This window comes from Arthrobacter sp. NEB 688 (assembly GCF_013201035.1).
Taxonomy (GTDB): Bacteria; Actinomycetota; Actinomycetes; order Actinomycetales; family Dermatophilaceae; genus Phycicoccus.
Map to the genome: position 1 here is coordinate 433,350 of NZ_CP053707.1, position 15,202 is coordinate 448,551.

Annotated in this window: 15 protein-coding genes and 1 tRNA gene; 7 read left to right on the forward strand and 9 right to left on the reverse strand. The window is 72.7% G+C overall.

What is annotated here, in order from left to right:
• Positions 1-2 precede the first annotated feature (2 nt).
• From HL663_RS02115 to HL663_RS02130, 4 genes are all read right to left on the reverse strand, one after another.
• Positions 3-728: a glycosyltransferase family 2 protein gene (locus HL663_RS02115; protein WP_173026840.1), complete on the reverse strand. Its 726-nt coding sequence runs from the start codon at positions 726-728 to the stop codon at positions 3-5.
• Positions 725-2,119, reverse strand: coding sequence for a bifunctional PIG-L family deacetylase/class I SAM-dependent methyltransferase (locus HL663_RS02120; protein WP_173026841.1), 1,395 nt, complete (start codon positions 2,117-2,119; stop codon positions 725-727). Before HL663_RS02120 ends, HL663_RS02115 begins: the two co-directional genes overlap by 4 nt.
• A complete protein-coding gene (locus HL663_RS02125; RefSeq protein ID WP_173026842.1) occupies positions 2,116-3,144 on the reverse strand; it encodes an acyl-CoA dehydrogenase in 1,029 nt (342 codons plus the stop codon). Before HL663_RS02125 ends, HL663_RS02120 begins: the two co-directional genes overlap by 4 nt.
• 121 nt (positions 3,145-3,265) lie before the next feature.
• Positions 3,266-5,095 carry a GAF domain-containing SpoIIE family protein phosphatase gene (locus HL663_RS02130; protein ID WP_173026843.1) on the reverse strand — a complete coding sequence of 610 codons (1,830 nt, stop codon included), beginning with the start codon at positions 5,093-5,095 and terminating at the stop codon, positions 3,266-3,268.
• 147 nt (positions 5,096-5,242) lie between these two features.
• Between HL663_RS02130 and HL663_RS19310 the strand changes: the two genes are divergently transcribed.
• Positions 5,243-5,941 (forward strand): ferritin-like domain-containing protein, encoded by a 699-nt coding sequence (locus HL663_RS19310; RefSeq protein ID WP_286175868.1) that lies wholly within the window; start codon positions 5,243-5,245, stop codon positions 5,939-5,941.
• A 76-nt stretch (positions 5,942-6,017) separates the two neighbouring features.
• On the opposite strand, the gene HL663_RS02140 is transcribed toward HL663_RS19310, so the two are convergent.
• Complete coding sequence (locus HL663_RS02140) at positions 6,018-6,953, reverse strand: acyl-ACP desaturase (protein ID WP_173026844.1); 936 nt, start codon at positions 6,951-6,953, stop codon at positions 6,018-6,020.
• A gap of 141 nt (positions 6,954-7,094) precedes the next feature.
• Between HL663_RS02140 and HL663_RS02145 the strand changes: the two genes are divergently transcribed.
• The 3 genes from HL663_RS02145 (at position 7,095) to HL663_RS19500 (ending at position 9,281) form a co-directional block, all read left to right on the forward strand.
• Positions 7,095-7,628: a DUF1990 domain-containing protein gene (locus HL663_RS02145; RefSeq protein WP_173026845.1), complete on the forward strand. Its 534-nt coding sequence runs from the start codon at positions 7,095-7,097 to the stop codon at positions 7,626-7,628.
• Between the two features lie 99 nt (positions 7,629-7,727).
• Complete coding sequence (locus HL663_RS02150; protein WP_173026846.1) at positions 7,728-8,354, forward strand: hypothetical protein; 627 nt, start codon at positions 7,728-7,730, stop codon at positions 8,352-8,354.
• Between the two features lie 276 nt (positions 8,355-8,630).
• Positions 8,631-9,281, forward strand: a complete 651-nt coding sequence (locus HL663_RS19500; protein WP_502709038.1) for a DUF5956 family protein — start codon at positions 8,631-8,633, stop codon at positions 9,279-9,281.
• A 31-nt stretch (positions 9,282-9,312) separates the two neighbouring features.
• On the opposite strand, the gene HL663_RS02155 is transcribed toward HL663_RS19500, so the two are convergent.
• Both HL663_RS02155 and HL663_RS02160 read right to left on the reverse strand, forming a co-directional pair.
• Positions 9,313-9,385, reverse strand: a tRNA-Arg gene (locus HL663_RS02155).
• A 537-nt stretch (positions 9,386-9,922) separates the two neighbouring features.
• Complete coding sequence (locus HL663_RS02160) at positions 9,923-10,132, reverse strand: ABC transporter ATP-binding protein (RefSeq protein ID WP_173026847.1); 210 nt, start codon at positions 10,130-10,132, stop codon at positions 9,923-9,925.
• 284 nt (positions 10,133-10,416) lie between these two features.
• Between HL663_RS02160 and HL663_RS02165 the strand changes: the two genes are divergently transcribed.
• From HL663_RS02165 to HL663_RS02175, 3 genes are all read left to right on the forward strand, one after another.
• Positions 10,417-11,169 (forward strand): hypothetical protein, encoded by a 753-nt coding sequence (locus HL663_RS02165; RefSeq protein ID WP_173026848.1) that lies wholly within the window; start codon positions 10,417-10,419, stop codon positions 11,167-11,169.
• A gap of 74 nt (positions 11,170-11,243) precedes the next feature.
• The gene (locus HL663_RS02170; RefSeq protein WP_173026849.1) at positions 11,244-12,260 is read left to right on the forward strand and encodes an XRE family transcriptional regulator; all 1,017 of its coding nucleotides are present in this window, start codon (positions 11,244-11,246) and stop codon (positions 12,258-12,260) included.
• Positions 12,261-12,789: 529 nt separating this feature from the next.
• Positions 12,790-13,341, forward strand: a complete 552-nt coding sequence (locus tag HL663_RS02175; RefSeq protein ID WP_173026850.1) for a hypothetical protein — start codon at positions 12,790-12,792, stop codon at positions 13,339-13,341.
• Between the two features lie 223 nt (positions 13,342-13,564).
• Here HL663_RS02175 and HL663_RS02180 read toward each other — a convergent pair whose 3' ends face one another.
• A complete protein-coding gene (locus HL663_RS02180) occupies positions 13,565-13,708 on the reverse strand; it encodes a hypothetical protein (protein ID WP_173026851.1) in 144 nt (47 codons plus the stop codon).
• Positions 13,709-13,767: 59 nt separating this feature from the next.
• A complete protein-coding gene (locus HL663_RS02185) occupies positions 13,768-15,156 on the reverse strand; it encodes a GmrSD restriction endonuclease domain-containing protein (protein ID WP_173026852.1) in 1,389 nt (462 codons plus the stop codon).
• Positions 15,157-15,202: the final 46 nt, after the last annotated feature.

Below are 15,202 nucleotides of genomic sequence, written 5' to 3' on the forward strand. Positions count from 1 at the left end.
GCTCAGGCGGGCTCGACGTCCGTCCCGGTCGTCGTGACGAGGGCGGCGAGGTGGGCCGCGAAGCCCCCCGGCGCACGGCCGACCAGCCGGGCGGAGGTGCGGACACGCGTGCGGTCGGTCGCGACCCACGGTCGACCGCTCGCCCGGACCCGCCGCACCAGCTCGACGTCCTCGTGGGTCCGCCAGGGCGGGAAGCCGCCCGCCTCCTCGTACGCGTCGGCCCGGACGCCGAGGTTGGCCCCGTGGACGTGCGGGTGCCCCTCGGCCAGCACGTGGCGGGCGCGCCAGGCGGCGACGAGGCCCGGCACCGGCGCGGGGCGCGGCTCGACCGTGCCGACGACGAGGTCGTGGCCGGCGTCGGCCAGGCGCAGCTGCTCGGTCAGCCAGTGCGCCGGCACCTCGGTGTCCGCGTCGGTGAGGGCCAGCCACGTGGCGGCGGGCCCCGCGCCCACCGCGAGCGCGCCGCGGCGCCCCGCGACGATCGCCCGGTGCCTCGCGACGCCGACGGCCCCGGCGTCGAGCGCGACGACCCGGACGGGGTGCGCCGCCGCGACGAGCGCCGAGCCGTCCCGGCAGCGGTCGAGGGCGACGACGACCTCCACCGTCACCCCGGGGCGGCGCCGGCCCAGGTCGAGGACGGCTCGGCCGATGGCCCCGAGGCAGCGGTCGAGGACGAGCTCCTCGTCCCGCGCGGGGACGGCCACGACGACGTGCCGGACCGGCGTCACGCGCGGCCCTCTCGCTCGGCGACCGACCCCGCCGGGCCGCCCCACAGGTCGACGAGCACGTCGTCGTCCTCGAGGTGCAGCCGGTGCGGCAGGTCGTCGAGGGCCGCCGCCGCGACGTCGTGGACGAGCGGTCCGTCCAGGGGGACGTCCTGCGTGCCGTGGCGCCAGTGGACGAGGAGCACCTCGCCGTCGGGGGCGAGGGCGTCCCGCACGCGGCGCAGCGTCTCGAGCAGCTCGGTCGGGCGGAGGAAGTAGCCCACCTCCGACAGGACGGCGAGGTCGACGCGATCCTGCGGGCCGGGGTCGTCGGGCAGTACCTCGGGGACCCGCCCGAGCACCCACGAGACGTGCTCGGGGGCGTCGACCCGGGCGAGGTCCAGCGCTCGCACGCTGACGTCCGTGGCGGTCACCCGGTCCGCGCGCTCGGCGAGACGCCGCGTGAGGACCCCCGTGGCACAGCCGATCTCGAGCGCGTGGTCGTAACGCTCGCGCAGCAGGACGCCCGCCGTCAGGTCGCGCTTGCGGCGCTCGAAGAACGACCCGTGGAAGCCCCAGGGGTCGTCGCCCGCCTCGTACATCGCGTCGAACGCCTCGGCGCCCCCCGCGCTCGTCCGGCTCGCGGGCTGAGCGCCACCGTCCGCGACGAGCAGCTCGAGCGGTCGCGCGGCCCGGCGCAGCACCTCCGGCGGGAGGACCGGCCGGTCCCCCTCGGCCGGCCCGAGCGGCGAGGACTGCGACGGGTACTCGCGCAGCGCCGCCGCCTTGCGGTCGACGGCGTCCCGGTCGAGCTCGACCACGCATGCGCGCTCCCACGGCAGGTCATCGGGAAGACCCCAGTGCCACAGCCAGATCGGGTACTGCAGCAACGTCGCCCCACGCTCCGCGGCGACCTCCGCCGCCACGGCGCCGAGGGTGTCGTGGTCGGGGTGGCGGTCGCCGCTCCACGGGGCGACGACGAGCGAGCCCGGCCGGACGACGCGCTGCACCGCCTCCCGCAGCGCACCACGCCGCACCGCGAGCGAGCCGTCGGGGAGGCCGAGGTGCGTCAGGCCCGCACGGGGCGACAGGGCCGAGACGGCCGCCGCCGCCTCCAGCCGTCGCACCCCACCCAGCCGGTCGGGACCCCACGCCGAGGCGTCCGGGTGGGAGCCCTCCCCGTCGGTCGCGACGACGACGCTGACCGGCATCCCGGCCCGGTCGGCCAGCGCCACGAGGCCGCCGACCCCGAGTGCCTCGTCGTCCGGGTGAGCGGCGAGGACGAGCAGCTCGTCGTGGCGGGCCGCGAGCGCGGGCACGTCGAGCACCGGGGCGAGCGCCCAGCGAGGGTCGCCGAGCCAGGTGCTCTCCGACGTGCCGGTGTCGGTGTGGCGGAACGCCGGTGCGCCAGTCACCGGGTCTCCTCCCCGTCGAGCACGAGGGCCCCCAGGGCGGCGAGGTCCCGCTCGGCGTGGTGCTGGCGCAGGTAGACCGTGAGGTCGGCGACCCGCCCGGCGTGCTCGTCGTCCGCGGTGAGCGGCGCCGGCCCGAGCCCGTGCCCGACGGCCCGCAGCACCTCCTCGGCGGCGTCGGCGACGACCGCCCGCACCCGCGCCGCGAGCAGCGCGCCCGCCCGCCCGTCGGCCGACCCGTCCCCGATGGCCCGGGCCGCGTCCCGCAGCGACAGCAGGGCGCCGTGGAGCAGCCGGTCGACCGCCCCCAGGTGCAGGAGGGCGACCTGGTCCGGGGGCCGGCGCCGCGCCGCGTCGACGAGGCGCCCCGCGACGGCGGCCGCCGCCCCGAACCAGACCGCGGCCACGCCGATCCCACCCCAGGCGAAGCCCGGACGCTCGAGGTACCAGTCCCCCTCGCCCACCGCGACGGTCGGGACGTCGGTGAGCGTCATCGACCCGGTGCGGACCGCGGCGAGACCGCGGGGCACCCACCGGCCGTCGTCGTGGACCACGCCCGGGTGGCGCAGGGGGACGGCGTGGAGGCCGGGCCGGGCACCGGCGTCGACCGTGACGAGCGCGTGGCTGACGGTCGTCGACAGGGAGCACCAGGCCTTCGTGCCGTCGACGCGGGTCGTGCCGTCGGCGGCGGTCCGCGACACCAGGACGGCGCCCGGCGCCCGCGCCGCGTAGACGCCGAAGGTGCTCGCGGCGTCCACCCCGAGCGAGGACAGGTCGGGGTGCCCGGCCTGCGCGAGCACCGCGACCGCGTCGAGGTGCGGCTCGGCCGCGCGCGCGACGGTCAGGTCCAGGGACCCCAGGGTCGCGAGCGTCGACAGGTAGCGCCACGGGTCGGCCGCCAGCCGCTCGGCGACACCGGCCTCCCGTCGCGCGACGGCGAGCCCGTCGAGGACGTCGCCCGCCGCGACCTCGAGGTCCTCGCGCCGCCACTCCTGCGCCCGCCACGTCGTGTGCACCCGGGCAGCCACGCCCCACCGTCCTCGCCGCCCGGGAGGGCGCTCGCCACTGTCGTCGCGAGGGCGTTACCCAGGGCGCCACCATCCACACCCGGTCACGGGCCCGGGATGCCGGCGCGGCACGCGCGTGCGGTCAGGCGCTCATCCGGGGGGAGGCCATCCCCTGGCCGAGGCTGGACCCGGTCGCGGTGCGGCGCAGGACGAGCGCGGCGACGTCGTCGTCCGCGGACTCGTCGCCGACGGTGCGGACGAGCCGGGAGAGGGCGTCGTCGAGGGTCGCCCCCTGCAGCGCACGCATGGCGTTCTGCAGGCGGGTCAGGCCGGTCTCGAGGTCCTCGTCGCGGCGCTCGACGAGGCCGTCGGTCACGAGGAGCAGCGAGTCGCCCGGGCCGAACGGCAGCTCGAGCCCGTGGCGGCCGTCGGCCAGCCCGAGGGGCGGTCCGTCGGCGTCGGGCAGCCTTTCGACGCTGCCGTCGGGGTGGGCGATCAACGGGGGCAGGTGGCCGGCGCTCGCGACGTGGACGGTGCCGGCGCGGGCGTCGGCGAGCACGTAGACGAGCGTCACGAGCTGCTCGTTCTCGAAGCGGGTCACCATCCGGTCCAGGGCGTCGAGGACCGACTCCGGGGTGGGGTCGACCGACGCGAAGGCACGCACCGAGGCCCGCATCTGCGCCATCGCCGCCGAGGCCGCGACGCCGCGCCCCATGACGTCGCCGACGAAGGCGACGTGCCGGCCGTCGCCGATGGTGAAGGCGTCGTAGAAGTCGCCGCCGACCTCGGTGCGGCCGGAGGGCTCGTAGCGCCACGCGACCTCGAAGTCGTCGTCACCGGAGAGCAGCTCGGGCAGGACCGCCCGCTGCAGCTGCTCGGCGACGGCGCGGGTCTGCCCGTAGAGGTCGGCGTTGTCGAGGGCGCTGGCGGCCCGGCGCGCGAGGTGCTCGGCGAAGCGCACGTCGTCCTCGTCGTAGTGCCGGCCCGGCCGGCTGGAGCCCCACGTGAGGAGGCCGGCGACCCGTCCGCGGACGAAGAGCGGCACGATGAGGACGCTGCGCAGGTCGAGGGCCGTGAGGGCCGCGCGGTGGCCGGCGTCGCGGGCGGTCCGGTCGAGGACGTCGTCGGTGACGTCGGGGACGAGCAGCGGGCGGCCGGTCTCGACGACGCGGTCGAGCCACGAGCCGTCGGCGGCGCCCTCGGGCCACCGGTCCCGCATCGCCGCGACGAGCTCGGTGGCCGCGGGGTCGGTGTGCGCCGAGGCGAGGCGGCGCAGCGTGCCGCCGCGCACGACGTCGACCGCGCACCAGTCCGCGTAGCGCGGCACCGTCATCCGCACCATCTTCGCCGTCGTCGAGCGCACGTCGAGGCTGCTCGCGAGCTGGATGGACGCCTCGGCGAGGAACGCGAGCCGGCTCGTCTGCTTCTCGGCGACGGCCGCGGCCTCGATGCGCTCGAGGGCCTGGGCGCAGGTGTCGGCGAGGACGTCGATGAACTCCAGGGCCGCCGGGTGCGGCGGGGCGGCCTCCGGGATGGAGAGGTGGATCGCCCCGAGCGTCGACTCGGTGCCACGCAGGGGGACGGTGACGATGGTGCGCTCGCCGCGACCGGCGATGGCGGGGTAGCGCCGGCTGATCTCGGCCGCGCCGACCACGACGATGCGCTTGCCGTTGGCGATCGCGTCGGCCATCGAGTTGCGGGTGTCGAGCGGGAAGGTCCACCACGCGGTCGCCTCGGCCTCCGGCAGCCCGCGCACGCCGATGAGGCGGGCCTCGTCGGGCCCGTGGCGCAGGCCCAGCGCGGCGATCGTCGCGCCCACCGCGTCGGCCATGTGCTCGGTGACGACGGTGGTCACGGCGTCGACCGTCGTGGCCCGCACGAGCTCGTTCGTGACGTGCGCCAGCTCGGTCAGTGTCTGACCCACCTGGCGGGGGAGGCGCGGCGTGCGCGGCGCTCCGTCGAACGGCTCCACGCGGCACATCCTCGCAGGTGGAACGACCGGTTGTCAGCACCGACCGTCCGGCGGGGGCCGAACAGGCCGCCCTGTCGCGGCTCCATCCCGAGCATCGATCGACGAATGTGTCGAATGATGCACGCCCGCCCCCAGCAGGATGGTCCCGTGGATGCCTGGCTGCGTACGCTGCTCGCCCTCGGGGGCGGCCTCGCCCTGCGCTCGGTCACCCGTCGCGCCGGCCCGGAGGCGCTGGAGCGGTACTGGCCCGGCAGCCCTGTCGGGCTGGCGGCCGTGCGCCGGCTCGCCGGGCTGCCCCCCCCGGCTGAGGCGTCGCGAACAACGTCTCGACAGGACGGTTCGTGGGCGCGCCACCGGGGTAGCGCAGGGGTCCAGCCACCACAGCACACGAAGGAGCACGACATGTCGGACGACGCCAAGGCGGCCAAGGAGCTCGTCGAGACCCTCAAGGACGGCGAGCGCGGGTTCGCGGACGCCGCCGAGAAGCTGCGCGACAGCGACCACCCCGAGTGGGCCACGACGCTGCACCGCCTGTCCGAGCAGCGCGCGGGCTTCCACCGCGAGATCGTCGCCCTCGGCCACGAGTACGGCGACGACGTCGACGAGAGCGGCTCGGCCGCGGCCGCCCTCCACCGCGGCTGGATCGCCCTCAAGGACGCCGTCACCGGCGACAGCCCCGACAGCGTGCTCGGTGCCGCCGTCACGGGCGAGGACCACGCCGTCAAGGAGTACGAGAAGGCCCTCGAGCAGGACCTGAGCGCGGGCTTCCGCGAGGTCGTCGCGCGCCAGCACGCCGACGTCGTCGCCGCGCGCGACGAGGTCAAGGCGCTGCAGACCGCGAGCTGACCCCACCCCGCACGCCCCGAGGGGCCTCGTCCGACGTGGACGGGGCCCCTCGGTCGTCGGGGTGGTGACGCCGCGGTCAGGCGTTCTGCCGCGCGGCGATCTTCGCGGCCCGCTCCTCACGCTTCTCGACGAAGCGGGTCGCCTCGCCGTCGAGGGCCGCCACCGCGGCGGCGAGCTCCTCGCGGGCCTGCTCGCCGTCGGCGTCGAGGCCCTCGAGCTCCCAGACGCCCCACTGCCGCAGCAGCGGCGCGACGATGTCGTCGTGGTGGATGCGCAGGTCGTAGATGCCGGCCATCGCCATCTGGACGGCCTTGCGGCCGAAGCCCGGGATGATCGCGCCGGGCATCTGGAAGTTCACGACCTCGTCGGTGATCGCCCGCATCGTCTGGCTCGGGGTCAGCTCGAGCGCCGCCTGGATGATGTTCCGGTAGAAGATCATGTGGAGGTTCTCGTCCTTGGCCACCCGGATGAGCAGCTTCTCGGCGACGGGCTCCTCGGTGAAGCGGCCGGTGTTGCGGTGCGACACCCGGGTCGCGAGCTCCTGGAAGGACACGTACGCGCAGACGTTGAGCAGCGGCTTGTCGCCGGAGTCGTAGCCGGTCTCCATCGTGTCCATCCGCGCCCGCTCGAGCTCGTCGGGGTCGACGCCGCGCGTGACGAGCAGGTAGTCGCGGATGCAGAACGCGTGCCGGCCCTCCTCCGCGGTCCAGCGGTTGACCCACGCGCCCCACGCGCTGTCGCGGCCGAAGGCGCGCTCGATCTCGCGGTGGTAGCTCGGCAGGTTGTCCTCGGTCAGGAGGTTGACCTCGAGCGCGGTGCGGGCGATCGGTGAGAGCTGCGACTGCTCGACCGACCACGGCTCGCCGCCGAGCTCCTTGAAGTCGCGACCGAGCGACCACGGCACGTACTCGTGGGGCATCCACTCCTGGGCGGCGCCGAGGTGACGGTTGAGGTTCTCCTCGACCGTGGGCTCCAGCGCGGCCAGCAGCGCGGCGCTGTCGAGTGTGGCCATGGGGGTCCTCCTCGTGCTGGGGAGGGCGCGGGCCGCGCCCACGCCCTGCCTACACCCTCGGCGGCCCCCGGGCCAGAGGGAGGAACGGACCAACCGCGCTCCTGCGCACCGGGCGAGCCACCGAGGAGGCAGGATCGAGCCATGACCGTCGGCTTCCTCGACCCGCACCAGCGGGCGCGGCTGTCGTCCGCACGCCTGTCGTACGACGCGCGGACCGGCTTCCTCGACGTCCCGCCGGAGGGGTACGCGCGCCTCGACGAGTCGGTCGTCCTGGCGCACACCGACCTCGAGGGCGCGGCCCACGACCTCTTCACCTGGCAGGTGCAGGCGCGCGCGGGGCTGCACGTGCGCACCTCCGAGCTGCCGCTGCGCACCGGGACCGTGGTCGAGATGCGCGGAGGCGTCGGGCCGCTGGCGCTGACCATCCCGTGCCGCGTCGTCGACGTCATCGACGAGCCGGGTCGCGCGGGCTTCGCGTACGGGACGCTGGCCGGCCACCCCGAGGCGGGCGAGGAGCGCTTCCTCGTGGAGCGGCTCGACGACGGGCGGCTCCGCTTCCGCATCACGGCGGTCTCGCGGCCCGCGTCACTGCTCGCCCGCCTGGCCGGCCCGCTCGGCCGGGCCGGCCAGCGGTGGATGACCCGCCGCTACCTGCGCGCCCTCGACCGCCCCTGACCCCTCGGGCCGACAGGAGGGCGTCAAGACGCGTCAGGGCACGTCAAGATCGTGCGTCGACGCGACCCTCCGGCCGACCACCGGCCGAGGCTGGTCGTCGTGACCGCAGACACCAGCTCCGCCCCGTCCCTCCCCACCCGCCGAGCCGCCGCGACGGCCGGAGGCCCGGGCTCGATGCTCGCGACCGCCGCGGACCTCGTGGCGGCCGGTCTCGAGCAGACCCTGGCCGCGGCCCGGTCGGGCGACGCCACGGCGGCCCGCCGCGTCGTGCGCGGTTCGGGCCGTCGGCGCCTCGCGTGCCGCCGGGCGGACTGCTGCGCCCGGGTGCGGGTCGCGCACCGCGTGGCGGCGCCCCACGCCCTGCCGCGCACCGCGTCGGAGCTGCGCCTCGTCGCGGAGCTGGACCACCTCGGCGGCCTCGTCGACAGCCTCGCCCGGCAGGTCGCGACCGGGGCGCTCCCGCCGACGGCGCTCGCCGCGCTGCGGGACGACCTCGACACCCTCGCGTCCTGCGGCGTCGCCCGGCTGCGGCGGCTGTCGACCCTGAGCGGCCCGGACATGGACCCGGGCTACCGCCACGACGGCGAGGCCCTGCGCGCGGTGCTCGACCACCTGCCGGCGCTCGCGGAGGCACCCTCGCCGCGGACGCCGCAGCCCGCGCTCACGTGCCGGCGCATCGTCGAGTCGGTGCTCGCGGCCTCGTCGCTCGCCGCGCGGATCGCCTGACGCAGACCGGCGCACCACCCCCGAACAGAGCAAGGCCGTCGCCCGACCGAGTGAGGAAGCGCGTGCTTCGTGTGATGGCGGGGAGACCGGCAAGTGGCAGGGATGTGACCCCGCCCCGCGCCGACTTCCGCGTCATCCCCGTGACGACGTGGATGGTCGTCGCACCGCACGCACCTGCCGCATCCCGTCAGCCAGACACGAGCCTCGGTCGGATGCGACGTCGAGCGTCGGAACGCAGGTCCGGCAGTCGCAGCGGACCACGTGCGACCACTCGCTATGGCTGAGCCCGACTGGGGAGTCGACGAGGCAGCGGGGTCCTTCGGTCCCGCGACGTGGTCCCGGGAGCCGGTTCACTCAGATCGGCCCGAGGACCTGCGGGAGGTCGCGGCCGCCCTGGCTCTGGGCACTCACCCGGCCGACGAGGCACCGCCGTGGTGCTTCGTCCCGGCGATCAGGCCCCAGGGTGAGCGGGCCTGGGTCCGCGACTGCCGCGTCCGGCATCTCACCAGGGCCGACAGCGACGGGCGCGCGGAGCGGTTGCCGTGGACCGCCGCCGAATACGCAGAGACCGAGGACGACACGAACCGCATGCTGGCAGGGCTGGGTCTTCCGCCCCGACCCGCGGGGCAGGATCCGGCTGCTCCGTCCGCCGCCCTCATACCCGGACGCGCAAGCGGTCCTGGACGAGATCTGGGCCGGCTGGGTGGACGGACCGGAGACTGCGAGTCCGGCATTCGTCGAGCATGTCCACCGACGCCTGCGCGCCATCTTCTGACGCGGGGCACGATGCCGCCCGCAAGTCCCACCACCCACGTGGCCGATGCGAGAGCTCGCAGCCCGTCGGCGGGCCAGCAGCCGGGGCCCAGACCCTCGATCGGGCAGCTCCAGACCCCGGACAGAGCAGAGCCCCGACCGCGTTTCCGCTGATCGGGGCCCGTCCTACTGTCTCAACACAGTGCGCGCCCGAAGGGATTCGAACCCCTAACCTTCTGATCCGTAGTCAGATGCTCTATCCGTTGAGCTACGGGCGCCCGTCCCCTTGCGGGGACGCCCAGACGATACCGGACGGGTGCCCCCAGTCCGAAATCCAGACCTGTCGCAGGACAGTGCAAGGCCCGTGACCTGCGCAGATGCGCCCTGATCCTGGTCTTGGGCCGCGCACGGCCTTCCTTCGCGATGCTCAACCAGCCGGTCGATCATGCTGCCTACCTTCTCCTTCGTTGTGTCCACGCAGACACATGTCCGTGTCCGCCGGAAACCCGCCAGGGTCTGACTCTGCATCCGCACCGCGACCTCCGCTCGTAGCTGCGATCAACGTGACGGCCGCGACACCCCTGGCACTCCCCCGTACGCAGCCGTCTGCGACACGCCAGCACAGATGGGCGTGACCCATCGACGGCCTGAGGCACGACACCTCCCCGCTCTTCGGCACGACGGCGCCATCTCTCTCACCGCCCCGAGAGCCCCTGAACGCCTCCCATCCCTCCCCGGCTCGAGGGAGCGGCGGCTCTCTCCGAGGGCGACGACGGTGGTGGCCCCGCATCTGCGTGGCCACCACCGCCCACGGGTCACACCTGCTGCTGGATGGTGCCTCCGGGGTTGCGGCGGGCCGCCGCATCGGTGACGAACTGCCCCGTACTCGCGGAACGGTTCACGGCGCGGGAGTTGCCCGTCCCCCGGCCGACCCGCTCCGTGGTCGTGGTTGCCGGGGACCGCCGCACAGCTGCTGCCGTGACGAAGCGCCCGGTGCGGGCGCTGCGGTTGATGGACTTGGCCATGACATGGCCTCGATTCTGAGCGCCTTCCCGGACCGACACCCGCCCGCCGCCGTGTTCGGCGACGAAGAAGACGAGTAGCCTCGGCGGATCCGCTCGGCAGTGGATCGTGAGGCCTCGAACCGGGAGACCCCGGTCGGGGCCTCATGCTCGTTAACTACGGAACCACACGGTAGCAGCGCCGCACAAGACCATACGCTTCACTTTCTCGCATATTTTGCGCACCCCGACTTGATCCTGTCGACAGGAGTCGCAGCTTGTGGTTCACTCGACGCATGAATCGATCTGTGGAGGCCGCCGGGGTCGCGCTCGCGGACGCCGCTACCTTGGTGGGGGACAGCGGGCTCGGCGTCGCGCTGTCCGAGCTGGTGCGTGAGGTCTGGTCGACCAATGTCGCCCGCTTCGCCCCCGAGGAGCACGGCGACACCAGCAAGTCGTTGGGCTGGCAGTGCTACGAGAACTTGAGGGTGATCGCCAGCCGGCGCTTCTTGGGCGACGAGGCCGTCCCCGCCGAGGAAAGGTGGGACATCCCGGGCCTGTGGGTGGGAACGCCCAAGAACGTCCTGACCATGCGCTTGTCCGGCATCTCACTCGTCTTCAAGAAGGCGCCACACGTCCAAGGACGGGAGCCGCTGTGGGCCCGATTCCCAGAGTGGGAGACAGAGAGCTACATCCGACAGGACCTGGCGCGCAAGAACGCCGTCGTCTTGGGTGGAACCGCGCCGAGAAACTCCCAGCAGGGCGAGCTGCCGTTCGGGCCCGAGGACCAAGTCACCCCGGGCAGGGTCCGTGACTTCATGGTGGTGTGGGGCGGCGACCTCAACACGGGCGAGACCTCGGGCTGGCTCACTGTTCCGGTGGCCTGGCCCGAGCTCCACTTCGCGGGCGTCACGCAGCTGTGGGCAGACGCAGACGGGTCCTCGACCGCAGATGCCCGACGCGACGAGCAAGAGGTCAACGAGGCGATTGCCGCGCAGGGTGACCTCGAGCCCATCGTGCGCCTCAAGGCCCGCCCGAGGGACAGCCAGGGCGAGGCGTGAGAGCGACCAGGCCTTCCGGGCAGTCCACCGACTTCGACCCGTCGCGCCTCACGGTGGCCCGACGACTGCGCGGCATGTCCAAAGCCGCGCTCGCTCGCGAGGTCGGGATCTCGCCCACCGCCATCACGCAGTTCGAGAAAGGCGGCGCGAGACCGAGTCACGGCGTGCTGGCCCAGATGTGCCTGACGCTGGGCCTGCCACGTGACTTCTTCGGAGCCGGCAACCCGTTGGCACTCCTACCCGCCTCCGAGGCGCACTTCCGGTCCTTGCGCTCCACCAGCGCCACTGAGCGTGAAAAGGCCCTGGCGTTCGGCGAAGTCAGCTTGGAGGTTGTGCGGCTGATCGAGAACTACGTCGACTTCCCACCGCTGAACCTGCCCGACATCTCCGTGCCCGAGAGCATGTCCCCAGAGGCAATCGCATCGTGCGCCGCCGAGGTCAGGGCAGCCTGGAGCCTCCCCGAAGGACCGATCGCGAACATGGTCAGCCTCCTGGAAGCGCACGGCATCCTGGCCCTTCCCCTGCCCGAGACCACGGACAGGAAGGTCGACGCGTTCTCCACGGCCGCCGGCGGTCGCCCCCTGGTCTTCTTCAAGCCGGGTGCTGGCGACAAGGCCCGTCGACGCTTTGATGCGGCCCACGAGCTCGGGCACTTGGTGTTGCACCCAGACACCGAACCTGGCTCGAAGACGGTCGAGCGGCAGGCGCACGCGTTTGCGGCAGAGTTCCTCATGCCACGCAGGCAGATTGAGCCTCTTCTTCCCAAGCGCATCGACTGGCCGACACTTCACGACCTGAAGCAGACATGGCAGGTCAGCTTGCGCGCGCTGGTGTACCGCGCGCACGAACTGGGTCGCCTCAGCGACGCCTCGTACCGCAGGGCAAACCAGCAGCTTGCCATCTGGGGCCTCCCGGAGCCCGGGGAGCTCGGTCCTGCCGAATCTCCCCGCCTCCTAGGCAAGGCCAGAGCGCTTCTTGAGGAAAATAATATCGACTTGGCCTCGATCCTTAAGGCCGGTCGGATTCCGACGGACCTGTCGGACATGGTCTTATCTGCTGGGACGAGGATTCGACCAAACGTCACTATCTAGGTTTCGCCCCCAACTGGCGGCCAAGCCTTCAAGCATTTGATGACTTTCTTGCCCGCTTCCCTGCCTGTTAGAGCCGTCTGCGCCGCTCGGTTCTGCGCGAAGTCCACACGCCCGCGAGCTGTCGTCAGAGCCACATCGATCGGTCCAACGACCCTTGTTGCTCGCGCTATCCACGGATCATGGCCACGGGTGGCAGGATGCTGAACGCATCGGCCCGCGAGGCCACTTCATCACCTTCCAGGGGGACACATTGTTCAGAGTCGGCCTGACCACCGCCTCAGCTGTCGGCATCGCCCTTTTGATCAGCTCCTGCGCCGCAAACCCTGCGGCGCCGACCAGCAGTACCGCTACAGCTTCCTCGCCGAGCCCGACGCCCACGGCCAGCCTCTCGACTAGCGCCGCAACGGATCAAGAGAGCCCCACAGCCAGTGAGATGCCCACACCGAGTGAGGAAGACAGCACCGGTGATGCCGCCGAGCCAGCCACGAGCGAGGGTGCGCTCAGTGTGCGGAAGTCAGGTATTGGGACGGTGGCCGACGGCGCCTTCATGTCGTGGGCGGTCGTTCTTGACAACGCCGGTCCGGACCTCTCCCTTGTCGACGTCACCGTGACCGGTTTGAGCAAATCCGGAGAGGCGGTCGCCACCACCAGCGAGACCCTGAGCCGGGTGCCCACTGGCGAGAGCTACGTCGCGGGCCTGTTCGATGAGAAGGGCGTCAAGAGGATCGAGGTTGACATCTCCGGTGATGACTCCCCTTACGCCGAGGATTACAGCCCGATTTCGGGGGAGCTGGGTAGCAGGGTTAGCGTGAGCGGGCGTTCCTTCGACGCCATAGTTAGGGCAACCGTGACGTCCAGCCTCGACGTCAAAACCAGCGATGGAATGCCGTTCTACATTGCCTACTTCGACGCCGATGGAAACGTGGTCGGCGGAAGCTCCGGGTTCACGCCCGGATCATTCAGACCCGGCAAAACACGACAGGTTGCACTGCAGAGCAGCATGATCGGCCCTCCTGCGGACCGCTTCAAGAGTGCCCGCATCTCCTTCGACCTTTCCGACAGCTACCTTGAGGCGTCCTAGAGGCCGAACTCTTCAGCACACCGGTCGGGCAGCCTGCGTCTGCAACCTTGAAGCCTTGGCCAAAGCAGCGCGCGGAACGGATTCACGGCCTCCCTTGGGCCTGGGGCGGTCCCAGGCGATAGACGTCTCCGCTGGAGGCTGCGGTCCATGCTTTCCCACGACTTCAGGGACCCTCGCCACGGCGGGGGCGTGGCGCCCTCGCTCCGCCCCAGATGCCCGTGGCTCAGCTCTCGCGTTCGAGGGCGCCAGAGCTAATGTTGATGGCCTGGCCATGGATGGCCGATGTGCCGTCGACCTTGCGGAAGAGCGACACGGTCTGGGTGACGGGGCAGCCCCCGGCGCCGATGACGAAGAAGACGTCAAGCATGCGCAGGGCCGTGGAGGTGCGTCCGGCCTTCTGCTTGGTCGTCGACTATGCGGTCCCGGTCACTCGCAGACGACCCCGTCGTGGTCTCGGTCCTGGTACCAGTCGTACTCGGGGTCCTTGCCGCTGTAGTACGGGCCGTAGCCGGCGGCGATGGCCGCCTTGCATGTCCCGAAGTGGGGATCCGTGGAGGTGGTCGGCTTCGGTGGCTTGGTCGCCGAAGGCTTGGGCTTGGGGGCTGCCGTCTTTGCGGGTTCCACCCGGCCGCCGCCGAGCGGGATGGCCTTGGTGGTAGGGAGCTTTTGGGTGGGGCAGGAGGTCAGGATCCGCTCGATCGCGTCGTGTTCGGCGGCGGTGACCCAGAGCTTGTACTTGGCCTTCACGGCGACCTGCCGGGCCACGTAGGCGCAGCGGTAGCTCTTGCTCGGGGGCAGCCACGTGGCGGCGTCGCCGTCGCTCTTGGACTGGTTGGTCGGGCCGTGGACGGCCAGCAGGTTCAGGGGGTCGTTGGCGAAACGGGCCCGCGTGCCGGCATCCAGCTTCTGGGCGCCCTTCTGCCACGCGTCGGAGAGGGCGACGACGTGGTCGATCTGGACGGCGGAAGAAGTGCCCTGCCCGCGCACGAAGCGCATGTCCTTGCCCGTGTAGGGCTCGCGCAGGGTGCCGGTGAGGACGAGGCAGCCGTTCGTGCCGGCCTTGAGTGTGATGCCCCGCAGGTCGCGGCGCAGGATGTCGTTGCGGGTGTCGCATCCGTTGCGGTCCACGTCCGCCCACGCCTGACCGAAGTTGGCCCGGTCGTAGCCGGTCTTGGGTGCGCGGCCCTTGACCGCCAGGGCGGCCAGAGCCGCCAGAGCAGTCCCGCGCCCCGCAGCCGGCTTGGTCGGAGTGGTGGTGGGGGTCGCGCTGGGCGACGGCGAAGGGCTGGACGCGCTGGGCGTCGCCGTCGGTGTTGGGGCGGCCGTCTGCGTCGGGGTCGGCGACGCGCTCGCCTCTGCAGGTGCGAGGGCCGTTGCCGAGGCGACAGCGGAGGTGGTCGGTGGAGGCGTGTCGGCGGTGGCGCCGCCGACTCCGGCAAGCACGATGGCACCCGCGAGAGCGGCGCCGGCCTGGGCGCGGCCTCTCAGGCGCGCCCAGGAGACGTGTCCACGGGCCAGGCCGACAACCGCAACGACGAGGGCGTACACGCTGGTCATGATGAGCAGACCGCTCAGCCCGGAGCTGGCGGCACCCAGCCCCGCCGTGAGCACCAGCCCGCCCCACCCCGCCCAGGCCGCCGGACCCATCCGTCGTACCGGGTGCTGCGAGCCGGACCAAGCCGGAGTCGCGGTCTGCTGTGCAGGCGGGACATAGGTCGGCGGCGCCGGCACGATGTGCTGGGTCCACCGCTGCCCGTCCCAGTACCGCTGCCCTGCCTCGGTGGGGTACCACCCCGCCGGCGCGTCGTTGCCCATGACCATCCCCCCTGCTGCACTTCCCGGCTACTGCGTCGGAACGGTA

What these genes read in the sequence shown, in the direction of transcription:
- HL663_RS02160 (WP_173026847.1), bottom strand. Translation starts at nt 10,132, where the DNA reads ATGGCCAAGTCCATCAACCGCAGCGCCCGCACCGGGCGCTTCGTCACG.
- HL663_RS02185 (WP_173026852.1), bottom strand. Translation starts at nt 15,156, where the DNA reads ATGGGCAACGACGCGCCGGCGGGGTGGTACCCCACCGAGGCAGGGCAG.
- HL663_RS02170 (WP_173026849.1), top strand. Translation starts at nt 11,244, where the DNA reads ATGTCCAAAGCCGCGCTCGCTCGCGAGGTCGGGATCTCGCCCACCGCC.
- HL663_RS19500 (WP_502709038.1), top strand. Translation starts at nt 8,631, where the DNA reads ATGGCTGAGCCCGACTGGGGAGTCGACGAGGCAGCGGGGTCCTTCGGT.
- HL663_RS02180 (WP_173026851.1), bottom strand. Translation starts at nt 13,708, where the DNA reads ATGCTTGACGTCTTCTTCGTCATCGGCGCCGGGGGCTGCCCCGTCACC.
- HL663_RS02145 (WP_173026845.1), top strand. Translation starts at nt 7,095, where the DNA reads ATGACCGTCGGCTTCCTCGACCCGCACCAGCGGGCGCGGCTGTCGTCC.
- HL663_RS02140 (WP_173026844.1), bottom strand. Translation starts at nt 6,953, where the DNA reads ATGGCCACACTCGACAGCGCCGCGCTGCTGGCCGCGCTGGAGCCCACG.